The sequence below is a fragment of the Streptomyces sp. NPDC005820 genome (assembly GCF_040630255.1).
GTDB lineage: Bacteria > Actinomycetota > Actinomycetes > Streptomycetales > Streptomycetaceae > Streptomyces.
This window is the reverse complement of record NZ_JBEXXE010000004.1, coordinates 45,248-64,710: the sequence shown is the minus strand read 5'-3', so window position 1 is coordinate 64,710 and position 19,463 is coordinate 45,248. Positions and strand designations below refer to the sequence as shown.

General features: G+C 70.0%; 22 protein-coding genes. 11 read left to right on the top strand and 11 right to left on the bottom strand.

Going from position 1 to position 19,463, the window contains the following annotated elements; all coding sequences use genetic code 11:
• Window positions 1-47: 47 nt before the first annotated feature.
• The 5 genes from ABZ464_RS06125 to ABZ464_RS06105 form a co-directional block, all read right to left on the bottom strand.
• Window positions 48-1,331 (bottom strand): tape-measure protein, encoded by a 1,284-nt coding sequence (locus ABZ464_RS06125; protein ID WP_359271602.1) that lies wholly within the window; start codon window positions 1,329-1,331, stop codon window positions 48-50.
• Entirely contained in the window at window positions 1,328-2,524 is a 1,197-nt protein-coding gene (locus tag ABZ464_RS06120) for a phage tail protein (RefSeq protein WP_359271600.1), read from the bottom strand. The genes ABZ464_RS06125 and ABZ464_RS06120 overlap by 4 nt, the downstream gene beginning before the upstream one ends.
• Before the next feature lie 37 nt (window positions 2,525-2,561).
• Window positions 2,562-3,200 carry a hypothetical protein gene (locus tag ABZ464_RS06115; protein WP_359271597.1) on the bottom strand — a complete coding sequence of 213 codons (639 nt, stop codon included), beginning with the start codon at window positions 3,198-3,200 and terminating at the stop codon, window positions 2,562-2,564.
• A gap of 126 nt (window positions 3,201-3,326) precedes the next feature.
• Window positions 3,327-3,743 carry a hypothetical protein gene (locus ABZ464_RS06110; RefSeq protein ID WP_359271594.1) on the bottom strand — a complete coding sequence of 139 codons (417 nt, stop codon included), beginning with the start codon at window positions 3,741-3,743 and terminating at the stop codon, window positions 3,327-3,329.
• A 167-nt stretch (window positions 3,744-3,910) separates the two neighbouring features.
• Window positions 3,911-4,120, bottom strand: coding sequence for a hypothetical protein (locus ABZ464_RS06105; protein WP_359271591.1), 210 nt, complete (start codon window positions 4,118-4,120; stop codon window positions 3,911-3,913).
• Between the two features lie 271 nt (window positions 4,121-4,391).
• Between ABZ464_RS06105 and ABZ464_RS06100 the strand changes: the two genes are divergently transcribed.
• Entirely contained in the window at window positions 4,392-5,294 is a 903-nt protein-coding gene (locus tag ABZ464_RS06100; RefSeq protein ID WP_359271588.1) for a hypothetical protein, read from the top strand.
• 33 nt (window positions 5,295-5,327) lie between these two features.
• On the opposite strand, the gene ABZ464_RS06095 is transcribed toward ABZ464_RS06100, so the two are convergent.
• The 5 genes from ABZ464_RS06095 to ABZ464_RS06075 all read right to left on the bottom strand — a co-directional run bounded on the left by ABZ464_RS06095 (window position 5,328) and on the right by ABZ464_RS06075 (window position 7,989).
• Window positions 5,328-5,684, bottom strand: a complete 357-nt coding sequence (locus tag ABZ464_RS06095; protein ID WP_359271585.1) for a hypothetical protein — start codon at window positions 5,682-5,684, stop codon at window positions 5,328-5,330.
• A 14-nt stretch (window positions 5,685-5,698) separates the two neighbouring features.
• Window positions 5,699-5,989 carry a hypothetical protein gene (locus tag ABZ464_RS06090; RefSeq protein WP_352347357.1) on the bottom strand — a complete coding sequence of 97 codons (291 nt, stop codon included), beginning with the start codon at window positions 5,987-5,989 and terminating at the stop codon, window positions 5,699-5,701.
• A 96-nt stretch (window positions 5,990-6,085) separates the two neighbouring features.
• Complete coding sequence (locus ABZ464_RS06085) at window positions 6,086-6,688, bottom strand: phage tail protein (RefSeq protein ID WP_359271582.1); 603 nt, start codon at window positions 6,686-6,688, stop codon at window positions 6,086-6,088.
• Between the two features lie 165 nt (window positions 6,689-6,853).
• Window positions 6,854-7,267: a hypothetical protein gene (locus tag ABZ464_RS06080; RefSeq protein WP_359271581.1), complete on the bottom strand. Its 414-nt coding sequence runs from the start codon at window positions 7,265-7,267 to the stop codon at window positions 6,854-6,856.
• Window positions 7,268-7,494: 227 nt separating this feature from the next.
• The gene (locus ABZ464_RS06075; RefSeq protein WP_359271578.1) at window positions 7,495-7,989 is read right to left on the bottom strand and encodes a helix-turn-helix transcriptional regulator; all 495 of its coding nucleotides are present in this window, start codon (window positions 7,987-7,989) and stop codon (window positions 7,495-7,497) included.
• A 212-nt stretch (window positions 7,990-8,201) separates the two neighbouring features.
• Here ABZ464_RS06075 and ABZ464_RS06070 point away from each other — a divergent pair, with 212 nt between their 5' ends.
• The 4 genes from ABZ464_RS06070 (at window position 8,202) to ABZ464_RS06055 (ending at window position 10,995) form a co-directional block, all read left to right on the top strand.
• Window positions 8,202-8,516: a WhiB family transcriptional regulator gene (locus tag ABZ464_RS06070; protein WP_359271575.1), complete on the top strand. Its 315-nt coding sequence runs from the start codon at window positions 8,202-8,204 to the stop codon at window positions 8,514-8,516.
• A gap of 772 nt (window positions 8,517-9,288) precedes the next feature.
• A complete protein-coding gene (locus tag ABZ464_RS06065; protein WP_359271572.1) occupies window positions 9,289-10,137 on the top strand; it encodes a hypothetical protein in 849 nt (282 codons plus the stop codon).
• Window positions 10,134-10,382, top strand: coding sequence for a hypothetical protein (locus tag ABZ464_RS06060; RefSeq protein ID WP_359271569.1), 249 nt, complete (start codon window positions 10,134-10,136; stop codon window positions 10,380-10,382). The genes ABZ464_RS06065 and ABZ464_RS06060 overlap by 4 nt, the downstream gene beginning before the upstream one ends.
• Window positions 10,383-10,509: 127 nt before the next feature.
• Entirely contained in the window at window positions 10,510-10,995 is a 486-nt protein-coding gene (locus ABZ464_RS06055) for a DUF1707 and DUF4190 domain-containing protein (protein ID WP_359271566.1), read from the top strand.
• Between the two features lie 42 nt (window positions 10,996-11,037).
• Here ABZ464_RS06055 and ABZ464_RS06050 read toward each other — a convergent pair whose 3' ends face one another.
• Window positions 11,038-12,315, bottom strand: a complete 1,278-nt coding sequence (locus tag ABZ464_RS06050) for a hypothetical protein (RefSeq protein ID WP_359271563.1) — start codon at window positions 12,313-12,315, stop codon at window positions 11,038-11,040.
• 136 nt (window positions 12,316-12,451) lie between these two features.
• Here ABZ464_RS06050 and ABZ464_RS06045 point away from each other — a divergent pair, with 136 nt between their 5' ends.
• The 6 genes from ABZ464_RS06045 (at window position 12,452) to ABZ464_RS06020 (ending at window position 19,426) form a co-directional block, all read left to right on the top strand.
• Complete coding sequence (locus tag ABZ464_RS06045) at window positions 12,452-13,462, top strand: glycosyltransferase family 2 protein (protein WP_359271560.1); 1,011 nt, start codon at window positions 12,452-12,454, stop codon at window positions 13,460-13,462.
• 253 nt (window positions 13,463-13,715) lie between these two features.
• Window positions 13,716-14,087, top strand: a complete 372-nt coding sequence (gene rpsL, locus ABZ464_RS06040; protein WP_003948652.1) for a 30S ribosomal protein S12 — start codon at window positions 13,716-13,718, stop codon at window positions 14,085-14,087.
• A 3-nt stretch (window positions 14,088-14,090) separates the two neighbouring features.
• The gene (rpsG, locus tag ABZ464_RS06035) at window positions 14,091-14,561 is read left to right on the top strand and encodes a 30S ribosomal protein S7 (protein WP_030788318.1); all 471 of its coding nucleotides are present in this window, start codon (window positions 14,091-14,093) and stop codon (window positions 14,559-14,561) included.
• A gap of 39 nt (window positions 14,562-14,600) precedes the next feature.
• Window positions 14,601-16,727: an elongation factor G gene (gene fusA / locus ABZ464_RS06030; RefSeq protein ID WP_359271556.1), complete on the top strand. Its 2,127-nt coding sequence runs from the start codon at window positions 14,601-14,603 to the stop codon at window positions 16,725-16,727.
• Between the two features lie 169 nt (window positions 16,728-16,896).
• A complete protein-coding gene (gene tuf / locus ABZ464_RS06025) occupies window positions 16,897-18,090 on the top strand; it encodes an elongation factor Tu (protein ID WP_055632341.1) in 1,194 nt (397 codons plus the stop codon).
• 199 nt (window positions 18,091-18,289) lie between these two features.
• A complete protein-coding gene (locus ABZ464_RS06020; RefSeq protein ID WP_359271553.1) occupies window positions 18,290-19,426 on the top strand; it encodes an acyltransferase in 1,137 nt (378 codons plus the stop codon).
• Window positions 19,427-19,463 lie beyond the last annotated feature (37 nt).

The window sequence follows — 19,463 nt, the reverse complement described above, 5'->3', positions numbered from 1 at the left end:
GGCCGTCACCTCGCTCTTGTCGGGTGCGGGTGGGGTGGTCCGGCCTGTCAGGCGCAGGTGTGTGCGCCGGCCAGGAACAGCAGGTCCTCCGCGGTGCCGTGGGCCCCGGCGCCGGCACTCTCGTGGAACTCCTCGACGTGGTGCCGGGCGGGGGCGGGGGCGGAGGACGGGGGCGCGGGGTGCCGGCGGGACAGGGACCGCTGCCGGTCCAGGGCCGTGAGCGGCAGCACCCGGCCGCCCGCGCGCACGGCGCCGGGGACGGCGACCCCGCCCTCGCCGAGCATCGGGATCTTGGTCAGGTGCACGCCGAACTTCTTGCCGAGGATGCTGAAGCTGAGGCTGTTGAGCCCGTCGATGATCCGGTTGGCGAAGGCGATGAGCCCCTGGACCGGCCCCTTCACCACCCCGGCGACGGTCTGCGCGCCGGTGGTGACGAACCGCCCGAGCGCGTCGAGGGTGCGGGAGGTGGCGTCCTTGACGCGGGTGAACATGCCGGGGACGTCCTTGCCGATCCAGTCCAGCACCGGCCTGACGGCGTCCTTGACGCCCCGCCAGAGCGCCGACACCCGGCCGCCGATCGCCCTGGTGTCCCCGCTCGCCAGCGCGTTGACGACGGTGAAGGCGGTGCCGATGAGGGTGGCGAGGCCGGTGAGGACCGTGGTCACCAGACCGAGGTAGCCGGTGACGTACGTGTTCACCGCGCCCCCGACCGCCTTCAGCACCGGCGCCAGGACGGCCAGATACCCCTCGACGTACTTCAGCACCAGCGTGGCGAGCTGCTCCATCAGCCGCTGCCCGGTCTCGGAGTTCAGCGCGAGATCCAGCAGCCAGCCGGCGACCGGGAGCAGCAGGCCGGTGACGAAGCCGATGGGGTTGGCGCGGGTGAGGGCGTTGATGACGAGCAGGACGCCGGAGCCGATGGTCATGAGGGTGCCGAAGGTGCCCATGAGGTCGCCGAGGACCCCGGAGGCCCCGATCAGCGCGCCGACGATCGCGAAGACGCCGCCGAGGGCGGAGCCGAGCCGGCCCAGGGTGCGGCCGGCCGCCCTGCCGCCGGAGGCGGCCTCCTTGATCCCGGACGCGGCGGTGACGGCGGTCCGCCCGGTCCGGGTGACGGCGCGCGCGGCGGCGTCGGTGCCCGCCCTGGCGCGGCTCACGGCGGTGGAGCCCCGCGCGGCGGCCGTGCCCATGCGGTCGGCGCCGCCGGCGGCGGCCTTGATCCGGTCGGTGAGGGAGCGCAGCGTGGTGCTGCCCTGCTCGACACGGGACCGGAACGCGGTCAGCGCCGGGGCGGCCCCGGCGAGCGGGTTCGCTGCCGCGGGGGTGCTCATCCGCGGGCCTTCGCCAGGAACATCAGCGCGTCGGCGGTGCGCTGCGGGGTGCTGGTCTCGGCGGCGTAGTAGTGCTCGATGTGCAGCGCGCCGCCGGCCGGGCCGTTCGTGCCGGTGTACGTCCTGCCCTGGGCGGCGGCGCGCCGGAGCAGCCGGTCGAGCTTGCTGAGCGGCAGGACGGCCTCCGCCTCACCGGCCTCGGCGAGGATCGCCGGGACGCCGCCGGAGCGGGGCAGGACGACACCGCCGGCGGCCAGCGTGGGGATCCTCGGCAGGCTGACCCCGAAGGACTTGCCGCCGACCAGGGGGACCCAGCCGGGGATGGAGACCCGGATGCCGTTGAGGGCGCCGATGGCGCGGTTGATGATGCCGATGACGGCGTTGATCGGACCCTTGACCGCGTTCTTGATGCCGTCGAAGGCGCGGCCGGCGATGCCCTTGAGGCCGCCCCAGATGCTGGACAGCTTGTCCTTGACGGCCTGGAAGGCCTGGGGGATCGCGGACTTGACCCAGTTGACGACCGGGGAGACGACGTTCTTGATCCCCTTCCAGACGCCCGACACGACCGACTTGATCGCGTTGAGCGCGGTGGTGATGACCTTCTTCCAGATGCCGACGTAGGTCTGGATGACGGTGGCGATCGCCTTGACGACCTTCGAGACCGCGGTCTTGATTCCGTCCCAGACGGTCTTGATCAGCTTGGCGGCGTTCTTCATGATCGGCCCGATGGCCTTCATGACGGTGCCGATCACGGACTTGATGACGGTGAAGGCGGTCTGGAGCACCTTCTGCATGGTCTTGGACCGGGACGCCATGTCGACGACCTTCTCGATGAGCGGCTGCAGCAGGCTCATGAGCATGCCGAAGAGGTTCCCCTTCATCGACTTGTTCATCTTGTCCTGCCCCTTGGCGGCCTTGCTCGCCCCGGCTTCGTACTTACCGAGACTCTTACCGGCCGAGGAACCGGTCTTCCCGGCTTTCGAGATGGACTTCTCGGCTTGGTCCGAGGTCGATTTGAGATTCCTCAGCTCTTTCTCGGAGCCCTGGGCGGAGGTCTTGAGCTGCTTGAGTTGACCTTCTCCCACCTTTGTCCCGTTGCCCAGTTCCCTGGCCGCCGTGCCGGCGCCGGAGGCTTGGGTCTTGAAACTCTGCAGCGCTGTGGACGCCTTGTTCAGAGAACGTACAAGAGACATGGCCTGCCCTCGTCTTCAGGGTGATGGACGGTTCGTCTCAGGAACTGCCGATGGCCTCGTTGATCACCTGGACCACGCGGAGCAGTTCGTCCTTGGCCGCATTGGTCCGGTGTTCGACGTCACCGGCGAATGCGCGGGCGTCGCGATGGATCTCTTTGATCCTTCTGAGCGACCGCTCGGATTCCTCCTTGTAGCCGTAGATCTCGCGGTTCCGGGTCGCGGCCGTGCGCAGGGAGTCCTCGCTGAGGGTCTGCTCCGCCGAAGCGACCCGTTCCTCCAGGGCCTTGAGCTCCTTGGCGCTGGCCGAAGCCGTGCCGAACTTGTTCTCCAGCTTCGACACCCAGGGAAATTCGTAGACCTTGGCTCCCATGAAAGAGATGCCTGATTCATCCACCTTCAGTCCGTCGAAGGACGCCGTGACGGCACTGACGTCGAATTTTCCGAACTGCTGGCTCCAGTAGAGGGACTGGCTCGATGCGTTGACCGGGCCGAGGCTGGGATCGGCTCCCAGGGCGACGGCAGGGGTGTCGAGCAGCTCGCCCGCCTTTCCCCAGGTCTTGCCGACGGCTGAGGTGAATTCCCCGAATGCTGCTTCCACCTGCTCCTTCGCCGCATTGATGATCTCGGAGATCTGCCGGTCAAGGTTCGACGTCGGGTCTTCCGGGGGAGGGCTCATGAAGTGTCCAATGCTCGGGGGCCGCGATGCATGACGAAGGGGCCGTCAGCAGGCTGACGGCCCCTTGCGTTCAAATGGTCTGTGATGGCCGGGCGGCGATGGTCGCGCGGCGCGGAACTCGATCGGCTACCGCCAGTCCGTCACCAGCCAGGTGCCATCGGCCTTGGAGAGCAGGAGTCCGCTGATCTGGAGAGCGTTGTGGCGGACATTCACATGGCCGAGGCCGTCCTTCGCGAAGAATCGCGAGTCGTAGGAGTCCGCCAACTCGCGTCGTTCCGTGGCGCTCAGCGGGCCGACCAGCGCCTGCACGGCCTCGGGGCAGGTGTTCCGGTGCTGAGCTGCGGCGAATTCGGACCGTGCGGTTCGGGTCATCAGAGCGCAGGCGTCACGGCCGTCACCCGAGCCGAGTGCCGTGAGGAACTTCCTGCCGGCATCCTCCAGGCCCGCCAGCTCCGCACTGTTGCTGCGGATGGCGAGGAACAGCCCCGTGCCCGCCACCGCGAGCAGGAGACCCGCCCCCCACAGGATCGCCGTCCGCGCCATACTGTGCCTGCTCGCGCCGGTCACTGTGCCTCATCTCCCTCGCCGCCGTGACCCGCCGACCGTGCCTGTCAACGGCAGTGTCTCCACAAGAGGCTTCCGGCATGCGGGAACGCGTGAATGTACGGACGAGGGGCGCGTGTGCCGGCCGCCGAATTGTGTGCGACGCCCTATGGCCGTCCGTGGTGGGTCACCCGGCGGGCCTCGGTCAGGGCGTCCGACCAGCCTGCCGCGTAGGCGCGGGACTCGCGGGTGAGCAGTTCCTCGTACACCCGGTTCAACAGGGCCTCGCGGTCCGCGGGTGGGGTGTGCAGGAGGTGGGCGAGGCGGGTGTAGGTGTCGATCGGCTGCTTGGGGGAGTCGCTCGTGCCAGTCGCCATGTCGGGTGCCTGCTTTCCGGTCTGTCCGCTGGGCTGTGATGCGAGGACGCTCCTGAGGGTGCCGGAGCATCTTTTCGAACTAGTGTACGAGTCCTCGTGTGGTGTCGTTCCGTGTTTGACGTGAACGCTCCGTGAGAGGCCAAGGTTCGTGGAGTAGGATCCGGCCGTTCGTCCGTCCGTGAAAAAGGGAAGCGTGAACTACAGGGCCCTGTAAGCGAGTTGAGGGTTCGCCGAGCGCGGACGGGCAGGAGGCGAGATCAAGGCCGACGGGGTGGACGGGGACGAGGGCGACGCGGGGGACGGGCGGGACGACCAGGTGGTCGACTGGCTCGAACCGTCCCCCGATCTGCCGCATCTCATCGCCCGGGTCTCCGAGCTCGTCCTTCGTCTCGGGTACGACCCGGAGGACCTGGTCACCCTGCCCCGCGGCGAGCTGGACCGCCGCGAGCTGGCCGCCTACAGCGCCGGCTGGGCCGACATGGTCGCCGAGCAGCTTCCCGCGATCCGCCGCGCGTACGAGGAACGCATCACCGTCGCCTACCTCCAGGGCCAGGAGGACGCCCGCACCGGCCGCCGCCCGCGCCGGGCCCGGCCGACGGAGGACGACGACGCCGGCGGCGAGGTCATCGCCCTGCCGTACGTCGAACTCCTGCGACCGCCCACCGAGGTGACCCGGGCGGAGGAGCGGGGGGAGCGGGAGCGGTCGGTGGCGGACGGGGGGCCCATGCCGGTGCCGGTGCCGGTGCCGACGCCTGGGCCCTCGTCCGTGTCCCCGCCCGTGTCCCCGTCCGTGTCCCCGCCCGTGCCGACGAAGAGTTCGGGGGCGGTGGTGGGGGGTGCGGCCGGGGCGGGTGCCGCCGAGCCCCCGTCGGCCGCCGTACCCGCGCAGGAGAAGCGGTCCGCCCGGTCGGTCCGTCGGGCGGTGGTACGGCGCAACGGGCGGCCCAGCGTGCCTCCGCTGCCCCGCTCCAAGGAGCGTCGTACGGAGGAGGCGGAGGAGGTTGGGGAAGCGGGGGAGGTGGGGGAGGCGGGGGAGCGGGCGCAGTCGGAGCCGCCGGCGTCCGAGGAACGGACCCGGCTTTCGGACAAGGCCCGTGCGCTCGCTGATGAGTTGGAGGGGCGGGGGCGGGGGCGGGGCCGCCGGGGGGATGGGCGGGACTCGGAGTCGCCGTAGTCGCCGGTGTCGCCGTAGTCCGGGTGACCGCCGTCAGTCGAAGAAGCGGGTCAGTTGGGCCGGGGTGGGGGGCGCGTCCGCGTCCGGTGCGTCGCCCGGTCGCGGGACCGGTGTCGGTGGGTCCGGCTGGTCGCCCTCGTCCGAGTTGACCGACGCGAACATCCAGTTCGCCGCCGCCAGATGGTCCACGGCCGCGGCCAGCAGATGGTCCGTCACCGACCAGTCGGCGGCATCGCCGTGCAGTTCGCGGTTGAGGGCGCTGTCCCGCGGGAGATGCGCGACGAGCACCGCGAGCCGCCGCGCGGAGAGGCGGTCGCGGTGCCAGTCGAGCAGATCGACGCCGTAGTAGCGGAGCAGATCCGCTTCGAGGGCCTCGGCGTGTTCGTCCACGAACCCGACGAGGCTCAGCCTTCCCCCAGGCCGAGCCCGGTCTCCTTGCCGTAGGCCTCCAGCACGGCGGCGATGTCCTGCATGGTCACCTCGTGCCGCTCGAAACGGGCGAACTGCTGCTCACCCATCAGCAGTCCGAGCAGCCCGTCCACATCGTTGTCGTCGAGCTCCCGCAGCGCCTTCGCGGTGGCGCGGGTCAGCTCCGTGGGCAGGGTGAAGCTCTCGCCGTCGAGTTCGAACGACCAGGTACGGCCGAGGGCTTCGAGGCGCTGGGCGCGGGCGGCGTTGACGTCGAAACGGGCCATGGTGAGGGGCGCTCCTTGAGTGATTCCGTACGTCCGTACGGGAGAGGGAGGGGCGTGAGGGGTGGGGTGGGCGGTGTGCTCACCCCACCCGGTCGGTCAGGACGCGGCGTACGCCACGTCCTTCATCACGAAGCTCGCCAGCGCCGAACCGTCGGTCGCCGCCATCGCGGTGAAGGTGATGCCGAGCTGGGCCGGCGACTTGCGGGCCAGCTTGATGTCGTCCGCCGCCGTGACCTGGCCGCGCGGGATGCCGAAGCGGTACGTCACGGCGGTGCCGTCGCTCGCGCGGACATCGGTGAACTCCAGGCCGAGGGCGCGGACATCGGCGTACGGCCGGTCGGCGATGTCGTACTTGTAGACGCCCGTCGAGCCGGTCACGGCGTCGACCTGGCCGCCGCCCATGAAGAACGGCAGCGTGTCCTCGTTGAACTGCAGCAGCGAGAACTTCAGGGTCAGGTCGCGGTCCGAGTAGACGAAGTGCACCGGGCTGACGGCCTGCCACACGTCGACCGGCTCCAGCTTGTCCTTCTTGCTGAAGGTGACGCCCTCGCCGTTGGTGAAGCCGAGGTTCTTCCAGCCGGTGGCCCAGTCGGTGGACGGGTCGGTGGAGAAGGTCGTCGGGACCTTGGTGTCGGCGGCGGCGACATAGAGCCGGCCGACTCCGGCGATACGGATCTCGGAGGAGTTGGTGCCTGCCATGAGTTGGGCTCCTTCACAGAGGGATAAGGGGTGGGGGTGCCGTGCCCGGCTGTTCCGGGTACGGCGAAGGCCCCTCGTTCGGGGAGGCGAACGCGGGGCCTTCGGTCTGTGGGGTTGGGGGTGGAGTGGGGGTGGAGTGGGGGTGGGGGTGGGGGGTGCGGACGCTCAGTAGACGTCCAGGTACACCGTGAGCACGGTCACGTAGCGGTTGGCCGCGCGGTAGAGGTAGTCGGGCAGCCAGCGGGGGCCGTCCTGTTCCTCCACCTCGGTGATCTGGTTCGTGCCGTAGCGGTTGCCGGCCGCGGCCATCAGCGCGCGGCGGGCCGAGTTGGCCAGGACGTGCGCGGCCTGCTTGGTGGGGCCGTACACCTCCAGTTCGATCAGCGGCTGGTCGACGTGGCGCTCGCCGACCCAGGCGCCGCCGCGGCGGTTGACGAGTACGGCGGCGGCCGTGCCGTCGAAGTCCTCCGGCGGCTGGACGGTCACCAGCGCCGTGGAGAGCGCCGGGTCGGCCTCCAGGATGTCGACGACCAGGGCCTCGACGTCGGGGAAGGCGCTCGGTGGAGTGGGTGTGGTCATGCCGGGTCACCTCGCCGGAAGCGGAAGGGAAGCGCAGAGAGGGGGCGGGGAGGAGAGCAGAGCTCCGCCGCTGCAGCAACTGTGACATGCGATCGTGCGCGCACGCAACTAAAATGGCGAAAGAATCGGCACCGGGGGTGGCGGTGCTTGTGTGCGGGGTGGTGCGCGATGCTTGCGTGCGGGCGCGCACCCGTCGGCCCACGGGTGCCCGGGAGGGTGAGGCGGGTTCAGTCCGTGCCGGGGGGTGCCGTCGTGCCGGTTCCCGTGCCGGCGCCCGCCAGGACGCGGCCGGACTTGTCCGCGCGGTCCGGCTCGTTCGGCAGGAACTGCTCCACCACCCGCACGAACATCTCCCGCCGTTCGGCCGGTACGCCGAGCAGGTCGGCGACCTCCTCCAGGGTGGGCCTGCGGCCGAGGTCCGTGCCGGGCTCCGGTGTGGGCAGGCGTCCGTGCGGGTCGGCGAGTTCCTCGGCGGTGAGGCGGCCGGAGCGGATGAGCATGTCGCGGACCGGGACGCCGAGCACCCGTGCGAGGCGGCGGGTGGTCTCGAGGTCCGGCATGCTCTGGCGCTGCAGCAGGCGGGTGACGGCCGCGCGGTGCACGCCGGCCTCGTCCGCGATGCGTGACTTTCCACCGCCGCGTGGGCTGTCGATGTCGTAGCCGCGTTCGCGCATGAGGTCTTCGACCCACGCGGCGAACGCGTTCAGGTCCTGGGTGGTCATGTCTGCTCGCTTCCTTCGGGGGTGGCATGAGTTTAGCTTGCTTGCGCGCAAGGAATTACGTGCTCTCGCGCAAGGAGTGGGGAAACTTTGTGCAGTTGGTGGAGGTTCGGGTGAAGGTGGGGCGCACGTAAATCATTGCGAGCGCGCGCGCAATCTGTGACTCTGGGGGCGTTCACTTCGTACGGCTCGTTCACGAACCGACAGGGGGTCCCATGTCCATGCCCGTCACCGGCTCCTGTCCACCACCGGATCAGCCGCGCCCCTCGCGCCCCTCGCGCCCCTCGCGTCCGGCCGGCTGGCAGTCCGCGGCCGCCTGCGCCGGGCTGCCGCCCCGGGTCGTCTTCTCGAAGAAGCCGAAGGAGGCCGCCCCGGCGCTGCGGGCCTGCGCGCTGTGTCCCGTACGGCGCGCCTGCGAGGAGACGGTGGCGCCCGCCGAGAACTGGTTCGACGGCGTCTGCGGCGGCCGCCTCTGGCGCTCGGGCCGCCCGGTCCCCGACTCCCGCCTCCCCGGAGCCCGTCATGCCTGACCAACCGTCCACCCTTCCGACCCCCCACCCGCCCCCGGCCGCGCCGGCCAGCCACCCCACCCCTCCGACTCCCCGCCCGACCCCGGCTCCGACCGAGGGCCGCGCTACGGCTCCTGCCGCTCGCCCGTCGCCGACGTCGACGGACGGCTGGCCCACGGCGTCGGCTCCCCGTCCCGTACCGGCGTCGCACGACGGTCGCCCCACGCCTCGGACTCCCCGCCCGACCTCTGCTCCGACCGAGGGCCGCGCTACGGCTCCTGCCGCTCGCCCGTCGCCGACGTCGACGGACGGCTGGCCCACGGCGTCGGCTCCCCGCCCCGTACCGGCGTTACCCGGCGGCCGAACCAGGCCTCCGGCTGCCCGTCCGACCCCCGCCTCGCCCGACGGCCGACCCCCGGCGCCGCCCGCCCGTCCCGCCGCCCCGGCCGCACCCCTGACCCACACACACTCCCCGGAGCCTGCCCCGACCCGTACCGCCGCCCCGGAGTCGGCCCCCGCTCACGCGCGCTCCCCGGAGCCTGCCCCGACCCGTACCCCCTCCCCGGAGTCGGCCCCGACCCACGTGCGCTTCCGGGAGCCTGCCCCGACCCGTACGTCCTCCCCGGAGTCGGCCCCCGCTCACACGCGCTCCCCGGAGCCTGCCCCGACCCGTACCGCCGCCCCGGAGTCGGCCCCCGCTCACGCGCGCTCCCCGGAGCCTGCCCCGATCCGTACGTCCTCCCCGGAGTCGGCCCCCGCTCACGCGCGCTCCCCGGAGCCTGCCCCGACCCGTATGTCCTCCCCGGAGTCGGCCCCGGCTCATGCGCGCTCCCCGCAACCGGCCCCGACCCACACGCGTTCTCCGCAACCGGCCCCGACCCGCGCCCCCTCCTCCACCGGAGAATCCACCCCGTCCCGCACCACCGCAGAACCGCTCCCCACCCATGCCCGCTCCACCTCGGACGCCCCGGCCGCTGTTCGGCCCGTCGGGGCCGTCGAATCACGGCCCGTCGCTCAAGCCGCCCTCTGGATCGGCACCCTGCTCCAGCAGTTCCCGGAGTTGGCCAGGGAGTTGGTGCCCGGGCGGGGCGCTCCCGCCTTTCGGGCCTCCGGGCCGTCGGCTCCCGGTCCCGCCGAGCGGTCGCGTGAGGAGCGTGCGGACGCGCTGTTGCTCCAGCAGCGGCACGGGCTCGTCGCCCCCGGGTACAGCGCCGCCCCGCTGCGGCTGCACATCTCGGACACCATCCGGGACCTCACCGACGGCGTCGTCGAGCTGGAGGAGGCCGTACGGGACCGGCTCGGTCTGCCGCGCGCCCGCCGCGCCCCCGTGCCCGAGCGGCTGCGCCGGATCGCCGCGCTGCTCGACGCCGTCGCCGCCGACCCCGTCCTCGCCGCGCACGTCCGCGACGAGACCCGCCGTATGGCCCGCCGCTGCGCCCGTGCGCTGGGGGACACCGAGACGGTCGTACGGATCTCCGGCCGCTGCCCCTGGTGCGACTCGGTCTCCCTGCGCGCCTTCCCCGACCGCCACGCCGTCCTGTGCGTCAACCCGGCCTGCCGCTGCGCGGACCCCGACTGCGGCTGCCACGACGATCCGGCCTACCGCCACACCTGGGACGAGGGGGAGTGGGAGCGCAGATGAGTGACGAGAGTGATGAGAGCAGCGAGAGCAGCGAGAGCAGACAAGGCGGCGGGGGGCGGGCGACCCTTATTCCGGGGGCGCTCGCCGCCCAGGAGGTCGGTGTCGCGCCCGCCACCATCCGCAAGTGGGTCCAGCTCGGCCGGCTGAAACCGGCCGGCCGGGCGGGGCGGGCGCAGCTCTTCCGGCTGGAGGACGTCTTCGCGGCCGAGCGCGCGGCCCGTGGGCCGAACCGTGACCCGCGCTGACCGGGGGAACCGTGGGCGGTCGGGGCGCGTTGAGAGATGATGGAGGCATACAGCCGTCCGGGGGGAGGTGCCCGTGTCGTATCCGTCGCCATGGCAGCCGCAGGGACAAGTGCCGAACGGCGCTTCGATGCTCGCGTCGCACGCCGACCGCGAGCGCGCGGTGGACGTGCTCAGGGCCGGCTTCGGGGAAGGCCGTCTGCAGCAGGACGAGTTCGAGAAGCGGGTGCAGCGCGCCTACCAGGCCCGTACCGTCGGCGAGCTGCAACTCGTCATCTCCGACCTCCCGCAGGGACCGATGGCCGTCCCGTCGGTCCTCGCCGCGCCGACCGCCTTCGGTCCGCCCGTCCCGCGCACGTTCCTGCCCGCCCCGCCCCCGCCCACCAACGGCAAGGCGGTCGGCTCCCTCGTCTGCGGTGTCCTCACCACCATGACCATGGGGCTCACCGGCATCCCCGCGGTGATCCTCGGCCACAAGGCCCGCGCCGAGATGCGCCGCTCCGGTGAGGGCGGCGAGGGGTTCGCCCTGGCCGGTCTGATCCTGGGCTGGCTGTCGGTGGCCGGCTGGGCGTTCTTCCTGATGGTCATCGTCATGGCGACGGTCTCGTCCCCCTGACGGGGATCCCGACGGCGACCGCCGCCCGGGCGCCCGGGCGGCCTACGGAATGCCCAGCTCGAAGATCACATAGTGCGCGTACCACCCGGACGCGAGCGACGCCGTCGTGAAGAACACCGCCAGGCTCGGCCACTTCAGCCGGCTCAGCGCCGCCGCCGGGGCCAGCAGCAGCGGGAAGACGGGCAGCAGATACCGGCCCGTGTTGCCGAACATCTGCTGGGTGCCCAGGACCGTCATGACCGACGCCAGCGCATAGGCGACCAGCACCAGCGGCGGCCTCTTGCGCAGCATCAGCGCGATGAGGAAGGGCAGGGCCAGCACGATCTGCACACAGAGCAGATCGGGGACCGAGAAGGCGAACAGGTAGTTGTTGTGCCCGACCGCCGTGTTGCCGAGCACGTCCAGGGTGTACTTGCCGAAGTCGAAGTAGTGCGCCCAGCCCTCGCGCTGGAGCGTGAAGTAGGCGGTCACGTCGCCCATGCTCAGCCCGACCCAGGCGATGTAGGTGAGCAGTCCCAGCGGCGCGGCGACCATCGCGTACACCGGACCGGCGATCCCGTGCTCCCGCCTGCTCTCCCGCCGGGCCAGCGTCACGATCGCGGCGAGGCCCACGGCCCCTATCAGCGCGGCGGACGTCGGCCGGTTCAGTCCGGCGAGGAAGGCCAGCAGCCCGGCCGCCACCCACCGCTTCCGCATCACGCAGTAGCAGCACCAGGCCGCGATCGCGACGAACACGGACTCCGAGTAGACCGCCCACTCCACGCCCGCGCCCGGCACCACGGCCCACAGCCCGGCCGCGATCGTGCCCGCCCGCACGCCCGCGAGGGCCGCGACCACGGCGTAGATCCCGGCCGCCGCCACGAAGGACGCCACGACGGACACGAGGATCGCGGAGCCGTACAGACCGAGGCCCGTGCCCTCCGAGACGCCCCTGATCAGCCCGGGGTAGAGGGGGAAGAACGCCACCGAGTTCTGCTGGACGGTGAACAGCCCGCCCGGCGCGAGCGGCTCCAGCGGCCGGGGGTCGTACCCCTTCTCGGCGACCTGGAGGTACCACCAGCCGTCCCAGGTGGCCAGGACGTCCCACCAGTGGGCGCCGCCGCCGAAGCGCGGGTTCTTCTTCTGGTAGTCGTCGGCCCACTCCAGCAGCCAGGCGAAGACGGTCAGCCCGACCAGCTTCGTCACGCCGTACAGGAGCAGCGGGGAGAGGTACGGTCGTAGACCGTCCGGCAGCGCGAGCCGACGGCTCCCCGGCGGCCGCTCCCGCCCCTGGTCGGGCGTGGCCGAGTCCGTCTCCGCGTCGCTGCGGGCCGTGCTCATGACTGGGGTCCCCCCTAGGACGATCGACGGACGGACGGACGGCCGGGTCGGGGCCGTGGGGCCGGACGATCGTGAAGCGTGGTCATAAGATCGCACCAGAGTCGCACATGTGCGTCACAGGTGAGGGAGAGGGCGCGTGACGGACGAGCCGGAGGCCGTGAGCGGTGCGACCGTGCTGTCGGTCGTCATACCCATGTACAACGAGGAAGAGGTCCTTCCGGCGCTGGTCAGCCGGTTGCGCCCGGTCCTCGCCGGTCTGGGCGAGGCCTACGAGGTCGTCGCCGTCGACGACGGGTCCACCGACCGCACCGCCGAACTCCTCGCCGCCTTCCGCCTCGGCTGGCCCGAACTGCGGATCATCGGCCTGCGCCGCAACTCCGGCCACCAGGCCGCCCTCACCGCCGGACTGGACCGCGCCCTCGGCGCCTACGTCGTCAGCATCGACGCCGACCTCCAGGACCCGCCGGAGAAGATCCCCGAGATGCTCGCCCTCGCACAGGGCGAAGGGCTGGACATCGTCTACGGCATCCGCGCCGACCGGGCCAGCGACACCGGCTTCAAGCGGTGGACGGCGGGGCTGTACTACCGGCTGGTGCGGCGGCTGGCCGGGCCGGCCGTGCCCGCCCAGGCCGGTGACTTCCGGCTGCTCGGCCGGGCCGCCGTGGACGCCCTCAAGGAGCTGCCCGACCAGCAGCGCGTCTACCGGCTCCTGGTGCCCTGGCTCGGCTTCCCCAGCGGGCAGGTGACGTACGAGCGCGCCCCGCGCCCGGCCGGGCAGAGCAAATACCCGCTGGGCCGGATGATCCGGCTCGCCGTCGACAGCGTCACCGGGTTCTCCGCGGCCCCGCTGCGCATCGCCACCTGGCTCGGCGGCTTCGCGTTCCTGGTCTGCATGGGGCTGATGGCGTACACCCTGAGCGCCCACTTCCTCGACCACACGGTCCCGGGCTGGACCTCCCTGTTCACCGGCGTGCTGTTCATCGGCGCGGTCCAGCTGATCTGCGTGGGCCTGCTCGGCGAGTACGTGGGCCGCATCTATACGGCCGTACAGAACCGTCCGACGTATTTCGTCGGGCATGACACGGCCAGGGAAGCGGAGGGCCGGGAAACTCCGCTACCACAACAGCGATCGGGTTCGCAAACGTAAGCGCCGTGTGTCAGGCGTACGGGTTCTGTTTTGACCGGAGTGATTGCGCTGGGTACGCTCAGACCTTGTGCCTGGGGTGTGCCCTGGCCCTCGTGCGTGCCATCACACCGCATCGGGGCCGAGAGCGGCCACCGTAATCCGAGCTTTCCGCTGCCTCGCGGCGGAAGTCCGCGGGATTCGACACACCCGACCGCGTGGGTCGGAGAAGTTCCAGGTTAGTTGTACCCATCGGCACACAGAAACCGGAGAAGTAGTGCCTACGATCCAGCAGCTGGTCCGCAAGGGCCGGCAGGACAAGGTCGAGAAGAACAAGACGCCCGCACTCGAGGGTTCCCCTCAGCGTCGCGGCGTCTGCACGCGTGTGTTCACGACCACCCCGAAGAAGCCGAACTCGGCCCTGCGTAAGGTCGCGCGTGTGCGTCTGACCAGCGGGATCGAGGTCACCGCTTACATTCCGGGTGAGGGACACAACCTGCAGGAGCACTCCATCGTGCTCGTGCGCGGTGGCCGTGTGAAGGACCTGCCGGGTGTTCGCTACAAGATCATCCGCGGTTCCCTCGACACCCAGGGTGTCAAGAACCGCAAGCAGGCCCGCAGCCGCTACGGCGCCAAGAAGGAGAAGTAAGAAATGCCTCGTAAGGGCCCCGCCCCGAAGCGCCCGGTCATCATCGACCCGGTCTACGGTTCTCCTCTTGTCACGTCGCTCATCAACAAGGTGCTGCTGAACGGCAAGCGCTCCACCGCCGAGCGCATCGTCTACGGCGCCATGGAGGGCCTGCGCGAGAAGACCGGCAACGACCCGGTCATCACGCTGAAGCGCGCTCTCGAGAACATCAAGCCGACCATCGAGGTCAAGTCCCGCCGTGTCGGTGGCGCGACCTACCAGGTCCCGGTCGAGGTCAAGCCCGGCCGCGCGAGCACCCTGGCGCTGCGCTGGCTCGTCGGCTACTCCCGCGCCCGTCGCGAGAAGACCATGACCGAGCGCCTGCTCAACGAGCTTCTCGACGCGTCCAACGGCCTTGGTGCCGCTGTGAAGAAGCGCGAGGACACCCACAAGATGGCCGAGTCCAACAAGGCCTTCGCGCACTACCGCTGGTAGTCGCTACCCACATCGAGACCGAGAGAAGACTGAAGCCTTATGGCTACCACTTCACTTGACCTGGCCAAGGTCCGCAACATCGGGATCATGGCCCACATCGACGCGGGCAAGACGACCACCACCGAGCGGATCCTGTTCTACACCGGCGTTTCGTACAAGATCGGTGAGGTCCACGACGGCGCTGCCACCATGGACTGGATGGAGCAGGAGCAGGAGCGTGGCATCACGATCACCTCTGCTGCCACCACCTGTCACTGGCCGCTCGAGGACGTCGACCACACGATCAACATCATCGACACGCCGGGCCACGTCGACTTCACCGTCGAGGTGGAGCGTTCGCTCCGCGTGCTCGACGGTGCCGTGACGGTGTTCGACGGCGTCGCCGGCGTCGAGCCGCAGTCCGAGACCGTGTGGCGTCAGGCCGACCGCTACGGCGTCCCGCGCATCTGCTTCGTCAACAAGCTCGACCGCACCGGTGCCGAGTTCCACCGCTGCGTCGACATGATCAGCGACCGCCTGGGCGCTCAGCCGCTCGTCATGCAGCTGCCGATCGGTGCCGAGGCCGACTTCAAGGGCGTCGTCGACCTGGTCACGATGAAGGCGTTCGTGTGGTCCGCCGAGGCCACCAAGGGCGAGATGTACGACATCGTCGACATCCCGGACACCCACGCCGAGGCTGCCGAGGAGTACCGGGGCAAGCTGGTCGAGGCCGTCGCCGAGAACGACGAAGAGATCATGGAGCTGTACCTGGAGGGCGAGGAGCCTTCCGTGGAGCAGCTGTACGCCGCGATCCGTCGTATCACCATCGCGTCCGGCAAGTCCAAGGACACCACGGTCACCCCGGTGTTCTGCGGTACCGCGTTCAAGAACAAGGGTGTTCAGCCCCTGCTCGACGCGGTCGTGCGCTACCTGCCCTCCCCGCTCGACGTCGAGGCCATCGAGGGCCACGCCGTGAACGACGCGGAAGAGGTCGTCAAGCGCAAGCCGTCCGAGGACGAGCCGCTGGCCGCCCTCGCGTTCAAGATCATGAGCGACCCGCACCTCGGCAAGCTCACCTTCGTCCGGGTCTACTCGGGCCGCCTGGAGTCCGGCACCGCCGTGCTGAACTCCGTCAAGGGCAAGAAGGAGCGCATCGGCAAGATCTACCGCATGCACGCCAACAAGCGTGAGGAGATCGCCGCGGTCGGCGCCGGCGACATCGTCGCCGTCATGGGCCTGAAGCAGACCACCACCGGTGAGACGCTGTGCGACGACAAGGCCCCGGTGATCCTGGAGTCCATGGACTTCCCGGCGCCGGTCATCCAGGTCGCCATCGAGCCCAAGTCGAAGGGCGACCAGGAGAAGCTGGGCATCGCGATCCAGCGCCTGGCCGAGGAGGACCCGTCGTTCCAGGTCCACTCGGACGAGGAGACCGGCCAGACCATCATCGGTGGTATGGGCGAGCTGCACCTCGAGGTGCTGGTCGACCGTATGCGCCGTGAGTTCAAGGTCGAGGCCAACGTCGGCAAGCCGCAGGTCGCCTACCGCGAGACCATCCGCAAGGCGGTCGACCGGGTCGACTACACGCACAAGAAGCAGACCGGTGGTACCGGCCAGTTCGCCAAGGTGCAGATCGCGATCGAGCCCATCGAGGGCGGCGACGCGTCGTACGAGTTCGTGAACAAGGTCACCGGTGGCCGTATCCCGAAGGAGTACATCCCTTCGGTGGACGCCGGTGCGCAGGAGGCCATGCAGTTCGGCATCCTCGCGGGCTACGAGATGACGGGCGTCCGCGTCACGCTTCTCGACGGTGGCTACCACGAGGTCGACTCCTCCGAGCTCGCCTTCAAGATCGCCGGTTCGCAGGCCTTCAAGGAGGCCGCGCGCAAGGCCAGCCCCGTGCTGCTCGAGCCGATGATGGCCGTCGAGGTCACCACGCCCGAGGACTACATGGGTGAGGTCATCGGCGACATCAACTCCCGCCGTGGTCAGATCCAGGCCATGGAGGAGCGTGCGGGTGCCCGCGTCGTGAAGGGCCTCGTGCCCCTGTCGGAGATGTTCGGCTACGTCGGCGACCTCCGCAGCAAGACGTCGGGTCGCGCAAGCTACTCGATGCAGTTCGACTCCTACGCCGAGGTTCCGCGGAACGTCGCCGAGGAGATCATCGCGAAGGCCAAGGGCGAGTAACGCACCGCGTTTAACGCACCGCGCGCTCACGCTTTAGGCTTGACCCCGGAGCCTCGCGGGTCGTTCCTCCGCATTCGTGGCGGAATGACCCGGGGCCCGGGACTTAACAGCAAAGATCACCTGGCGCCGATGAACCAAGGCGTACAGCACACTCCACAGGAGGACCCCAGTGGCGAAGGCGAAGTTCGAGCGGACTAAGCCGCACGTCAACATCGGCACCATCGGTCACATCGACCACGGTAAGACGACCCTCACGGCCGCCATTACCAAGGTGCTGCACGACGCGTACCCGGACCTGAACGAGGCCACCGCGTTCGACAACATCGACAAGGCGCCCGAAGAGCGTCAGCGCGGTATCACCATCTCCATCGCGCACGTCGAGTACCAGACGGAGACCCGTCACTACGCCCACGTCGACTGCCCGGGTCACGCGGACTACATCAAGAACATGATCACCGGTGCCGCGCAGATGGACGGCGCGATCCTCGTGGTCGCCGCCACCGACGGCCCGATGCCGCAGACCAAGGAGCACGTGCTCCTGGCCCGCCAGGTCGGCGTTCCGTACATCGTGGTCGCCCTGAACAAGGCCGACATGGTGGACGACGAGGAGATCCTGGAGCTCGTCGAGCTCGAGGTCCGTGAGCTCCTCTCCGAGTACGAGTTCCCGGGCGACGACCTGCCGGTCGTCCGCGTCTCCGCGCTGAAGGCGCTCGAGGGCGACTCCGAGTGGACGAACTCCGTCCTCGACCTGATGAAGGCCGTCGACGAGTCCATCCCGCAGCCCGAGCGTGACGTCGACAAGGCGTTCCTCATGCCGATCGAGGACGTCTTCACGATCACCGGTCGCGGTACGGTCGTCACCGGCCGTATCGAGCGTGGTGTCCTGAAGGTCAACGAGACCGTCGACATCATCGGCATCAAGACCGAGAAGACCACCACCACGGTCACCGGTATCGAGATGTTCCGCAAGCTGCTCGACGAGGGCCAGGCCGGTGAGAACGTCGGTCTGCTCCTCCGTGGCATCAAGCGCGAGGACGTCGAGCGCGGCCAGGTCATCATCAAGCCCGGTTCGGTCACCCCGCACACCGAGTTCGAGGCCCAGGCCTACATCCTGTCGAAGGACGAGGGTGGCCGCCACACCCCGTTCTTCAACAACTACCGTCCGCAGTTCTACTTCCGTACGACGGACGTGACCGGCGTCGTGACCCTCCCCGAGGGCACCGAGATGGTCATGCCGGGTGACAACACCGAGATGAAGGTGGAGCTCATCCAGCCCGTCGCCATGGAAGAGGGCCTGAAGTTCGCCATCCGTGAGGGTGGCCGGACGGTCGGCGCCGGCCAGGTCACCAAGATCAACAAGTGATCTTGCGCCTGATCGGTGGCACAGCCTGAGCTGAGCCTCTGAAGGGGCCCGTACGACTCCGGTCGTACGGGCCCTTTCGCGTGGTCGGTCGCGTGGCTCGTCGCGCTGTTTGTCGTACGGGTGTGCGGGGGGTGAATCGTGGACGAACGTTGCCCGGTGTCACCCGTGAGGCGGCTGTGAGCGACCTAGCCTGACGACGATGTCTGCCCTGCCTCTCATACGACCCGCGAAGCCGCAGCCCGCGCCCGCCGCCGCGTCCCCGTCGCCCAGCCGCCGGCACCCGCGTCTCCACGCCCTCGACGGCATCCGGCTCCTCGCCGCGCTGATGGTCGCGGTCCACCACTACGCCGGCACCCGCCGGGTGAACCAGCCCGGCAACGCGATCTGGGGCCGCCCCGTCTCGGACATCATGCCGTCGGTGTTCCATGTGGCGGCGTACGGCTGGATCGGCGTCGAGATCTTCTTCGTGATCAGCGGCTTCGTGATCTGCATGTCCTGCTGGGGCCGTACCCCGCGCCAGTTCTTCGTCTCCCGCGTGATCCGCCTGTACCCGGCGTACTGGTTCGCGGTCCTCTTCACGACGGCCGTCCTCACCGCCGTACCCGGCGTGTGGGAACGCCTCGCCCCGAGGGACGTCCTGCTCAACCTGACCATGCTCCAGTCGGGTTCGGGCGTGCAGAACGTGGACGGCGTGTACTGGACGCTGTGGTCCGAACTCCGCTTCTACCTCCTCTTCCTCGCGGTGGTGTGGGCCGGCCTCACCTACCGCCGTGTGGTGCTGTTCTGCTGCGTCTGGGGCGCGGCGGCGATGCTGGCCCCGGTCGCGCACCTGCCCCTCCTCGAACTGATCGCCGACCCCGAGGCGTCCTGGTACTTCATCGCTGGCCTGGCCCTGTACCTCATGCACCGCTTCGGCCAGGACCTGCTCCTGTGGGGCATCCTCGCGATGGCCTGGCTCATGGGCCAGAAGGAACTGGGCCAGCGGATCGACGAGGTCGAACACGTGGGCAGCTGGCGGGGCGCGGTCGTCGTCTTCACCGTGTTCCTGCTGCTCATGGTCGCCGTGGCCCTCGGCTTCACCGACCGCGTCCAGTGGCGCTGGCTGGTGACGGCGGGCAGCCTGACCTACCCCCTCTACCTGATCCACTACGCGGCCGGCACGACCCTGATCAACCGCCTGCGCGACACGATGGACGCACGGCTGCTGGTGGCGGTGGTGCTGGCGGGGTTCCTGGTGCTCAGCTGGGCGGTGCACCGGTGGGTGGAACGGCCGGTGGCGGGCGCGGTGAAGAAGGGCCTGGACGCGGCGTTCGTGAGGGTGCGCGCACGGGGCTGAGGGTGGGACTCCTCATCCAGCCGGGCAGCGCGTGACC